Below are 3,677 nucleotides of genomic sequence, written 5' to 3'. Positions count from 1 at the left end.
GGGCGGCATCGCCGCGGTCGTCGCGGTCCCCGGAACCCTGCTCCCGTCCCGGCCCACCCCGGTCGCCGCCACGGCGGGCGAGAACGCCCGGGTCCCCGCCCCCGCGTCCGCGACGCTGCCCGGGTCGGTGGCGGAGGCCAACTCCAACGCACTGCCGGTGCGCCGCCCGCAGGCTATCGGGGGCACTGCCACGGACACTGGCACCGGCTCCGAGGAGACCGGCCGCTCCAGCGCCGCCGAGACGCCCTTCTCGGGAGCCGAAGCCTCCGGCACCGCCGACCCGTTGGTCGCCGCCGCGGAAGCGGCCATACGGGAGTCCGGGGGCGAGCCGGAACACGAACAGCAACAGGAGCACGGCCGGGCGTCCGACGGCGGCGTGGACTCCGACAGCGATGTCGGCGGAGGAACCTTGGGCGAGCCCGACGGCGAGTCCGAACACGCCGGTACCGGCACACCGGAGAGAAGACTCACCGACATCGGGCTGCCCAAGCGGACTCCGCAGCAGGTGGCCGCGCAGAGCGGTCCCGTGGAGCCGCGCAAACGCGGCGCCAACGCCGAGGAGATGCGCCGCCGTCTGGGAGGCTTCCAGCAGGGCGCCCAGCACGGTCGCCGTGACGCTGCGGCGGAGCTCGACGCTGAAGACAGTGAGACTGATCAAGCGGGGGCGCAATCCGATGGTGGTAACGCCGAGGAGGCACGCACGTGAACGCGCCCACCACGCGCAGGACCGGCAGCAGTCAGGCCCGCAATCTGCGCTGGCTGCTGGACAACCTCGTCGACGAGGTGCCGGGCATCACATCCGTCGCCGTGGTCTCCTCCGACGGACTGCTGCTGCTCTCCTCGGATCCGCGCCTCAATGAACCGGCCCCGGACACGGGTTCCGGCAACACCGGGAACAGCACTGAAAGAGACCCCGATACCGGCACTGTCCGGCCGTCCGGCCGGCAGCGCGGACCCAAGGGATCGAGTGCCGATCTCGCCACCATCGTCTCCGGCGTCGGCTCGCTGACACTCGGCGCCGCGAAGCTGATGGACGGCGGCGATATCCGGCAGACTATGGTCGCCATGGACGACGGCTCGCTCTTCGTGATGTCGATCGGCGACGGTTCGCTGCTCGGCGTGCACGCCACGTCGGACTGCGACATGAGCGTCATCGCCTATCACATGGCGCTCTTCGTCGGCCGGGCCGGCCACGTCCTCACCCCTGAACTCCGCACCGAACTGCGCACGTCGATGGAGCTGGACCAGTGACACCTGCTTCCTCCCACCCCCACTTGCCCGTACGCCGCGGCGAGACCGGCAAGTCCAAACGTGTCCGTCCCTACACCCTGACCGGCGGCCGCACACGCTTCGGCCATGTGCTGCTCGTCGAGACGATCGTCGCGGCGATAGAAGCGCCGGAAGAACGCCCGGAGTTGACCTCAGGAGGCCTGCGGGACCGGGTGATGCCGGAGATGCGGGCCATCGTCGAGCTCTGTCGCCGGATGCGCTCCGTGGCGGAGATCGCCGCATTGTTGAAGATGCCGCTGGGCGTGGTGAGAGTGCTGCTCAGCGACCTCGCCGATCAGGGAAGGGTGCGCGTACACGGCACCGGGCACGGTAGCGACCGTCCGGACCGCGCGATTCTGGAAAGGGTGCTTGGTGGACTTCGCAGGCTCTGAGCGGGTCGCCGAGGAGACGCGGAACGGTGCGCGGTCGTCCGCGCGGCGCGCTCCCGGCACCAAGGACTGGCAAGAGGATCTCTCCCGGGCTCCCATATCCACCAAGATCGTGGTGGCGGGCGGCTTCGGCGTCGGCAAGACGACCTTCGTCGGGGCGGTTTCGGAGATCGAGCCGCTGACGACCGAGGCGTTGATGACGCAGGCGAGCGAGGAGACGGACGATCTCGCCTCGACCCCGGAGAAGACCACGACCACGGTCGCCATGGACTTCGGGCGGATCACGCTCGAGGCCGACCTCGTGCTCTACCTCTTCGGCACCCCGGGCCAGCAGCGCTTCTGGTTCATGTGGGACGACCTGGTGCGCGGCGCGATCGGCGCCATCGTGATGGCGGACACCCGGCGGCTGGAGGACTGTTTCCCCGCACTGGACTATTTCGAGAGCTGCGGGCTTCCCTACGTGGTCGCGGTCAACCATTTCGAGGGGACCCCCGCGTACGCCGCCGAGGACGTGCGAGAGGCTCTGTCGGTGCCGGAAAGGGCACCTGTCGTGATCATGGACGCGCGGGAACGCGGCACCGTCGTCAAGTCGCTGCTCTCGCTGGTCGGTCACGCGCTGGACGTCGCACCCGCCTGAGCGGGTGCGGAATGCACGTAGGAACGGAGAGAGTGACCGCCATGCGGAAGATACTCATTGTCGGAGCCGGTCAGGCAGGGCTCCAACTCGCGCTCGGCCTGCAGTCACACGGCTACGAGGTCACCGTGATGTCGAACCGTACGGCGGACGAGATACGCGGCGGCCGGGTCATGTCGACGCAGATGCAGTTCGACCAGGCGCTGCAGAACGAACGTGACCTGGAGATCAACTTCTGGGAGAGCCAGGCCACGAAGGTGCGGGGCCTGGGCGTCTCCGTGGCCGACCCGGAGTCCGTACAGGGTCCGGGCGAGACCCAGCGGGCCATCAACTGGCTCGGCGCGCTGGACGGTTACGCCCAGTCCGTCGACCAGCGCGTGAAGATGGCGGGCTGGCTGGAGACCTTCGCGCAGCGCGGCGGCCAGCTGGTCATCCACGGCGCGGCCGTGTCCGACCTGGACTTCTTCGCCGGCAAGTACGACCTGGTGCTGGTCGCGGCCGGCAAGGGCGAACTGGTGTCGATGTTCGAGCGGGACGCGAGCCGTTCCCCCTACGACGCGCCGCAGCGCGCGCTGGCGGTCAGCTACGTCAACGGGCTCGGCCCCCGCCCGGAGCACGCCGACACCGAAGGGGTGCGCTGCAACCTGGTGCCGGGTGTCGGTGAGCTCTTCGTCATGCCCTGCCTGACCACCTCCGGGCGCTGCGACATCCTCTTCTGGGAGGGCATTCCGGGCGGCCCGCTGGACGTCTTCCAGGGCATCAAGGACCCCGCCGAGCACCTGACGAAGACCCTGGAGCTGATGGAGACCTTCACGCCCTGGGAGTACGCGCGGGCCACGAAGGTGGAGCTGACGGACGCCAACGGCACCCTGGCCGGACGGTACGCCCCCACCGTGCGCAAGCCGGTCGGGCGGCTGCCCGGCGGCGGCGCCGTGCTCGGTGTCGCGGATGTCGTCGTGGCCAACGACCCGATCACGGGTCAGGGTTCGAACTCGGCGTCCAAGTGCGCCGCCGCCTATCTGGCGGCCATCCTGGACCGGGGTCAGGAGCCCTTCGACGAGGCGTGGATGCAGCAGACCTTCGACCGCTACTGGGAGACGGCCCAGCACGTCACCAAGTGGACCAACGCGATGCTGGCTCCGCCGCCCGAGCACATACTCAACCTGATCGGCGCCGCCGGACAGCTCCAGCCGATCGCCGACCGCTTCGCCAACGGCTTCAACGACCCCGCCGACTTCGAGGAATGGTTCTACGAGCCGGACAAGGCCGACGCCTACCTCGGCAGCGTCGCGGGGGGCTGACCGGCCGGCCGGCCCGGCCCGGATCCCTTCATGGGCTTCATGGGCCCCATGGGCCTCATGGGGTGCGGCCGCCGCGCACCGGGC

Annotated in this window: 4 protein-coding genes and 1 pseudogene; all 5 read left to right on the top strand. The window is 69.8% G+C overall.

Annotated elements, in window-relative coordinates; all coding sequences use genetic code 11:
• Positions 1-706, top strand: a pseudogene (locus ACRDP3_RS27655) (nitrate- and nitrite sensing domain-containing protein); the annotation flags it as partial.
• The gene (locus ACRDP3_RS27650; RefSeq protein WP_431519753.1) at positions 703-1,251 is read left to right on the top strand and encodes a roadblock/LC7 domain-containing protein; all 549 of its coding nucleotides are present in this window, start codon (positions 703-705) and stop codon (positions 1,249-1,251) included. The pseudogene ACRDP3_RS27655 and the gene ACRDP3_RS27650, both read left to right, overlap by 4 nt.
• Positions 1,248-1,661: a DUF742 domain-containing protein gene (locus tag ACRDP3_RS27645; protein WP_431519752.1), complete on the top strand. Its 414-nt coding sequence runs from the start codon at positions 1,248-1,250 to the stop codon at positions 1,659-1,661. Before ACRDP3_RS27650 ends, ACRDP3_RS27645 begins: the two co-directional genes overlap by 4 nt.
• Positions 1,642-2,295, top strand: a complete 654-nt coding sequence (locus tag ACRDP3_RS27640) for a GTP-binding protein (RefSeq protein ID WP_431519754.1) — start codon at positions 1,642-1,644, stop codon at positions 2,293-2,295. The genes ACRDP3_RS27645 and ACRDP3_RS27640 overlap by 20 nt, the downstream gene beginning before the upstream one ends.
• A 41-nt stretch (positions 2,296-2,336) precedes the next feature.
• Positions 2,337-3,593 carry a styrene monooxygenase/indole monooxygenase family protein gene (locus tag ACRDP3_RS27635; protein WP_431519751.1) on the top strand — a complete coding sequence of 419 codons (1,257 nt, stop codon included), beginning with the start codon at positions 2,337-2,339 and terminating at the stop codon, positions 3,591-3,593.
• The last annotated feature ends 84 nt before the right edge of the window (positions 3,594-3,677 follow it).

It is taken from the genome of Streptomyces sp., from assembly GCF_050698815.1.
Taxonomy (GTDB): Bacteria; Actinomycetota; Actinomycetes; order Streptomycetales; family Streptomycetaceae; genus Streptomyces.
The sequence above is the reverse complement of the archived record's forward strand: the minus strand, read 5'-3'. Positions and strand labels throughout refer to the sequence as shown.

Coding starts and splice junctions, on each gene's coding strand:
- ACRDP3_RS27635 (WP_431519751.1), top strand. CDS start 2,337: ATGCGGAAGATACTCATTGTCGGAGCCGGTCAGGCAGGGCTCCAACTC.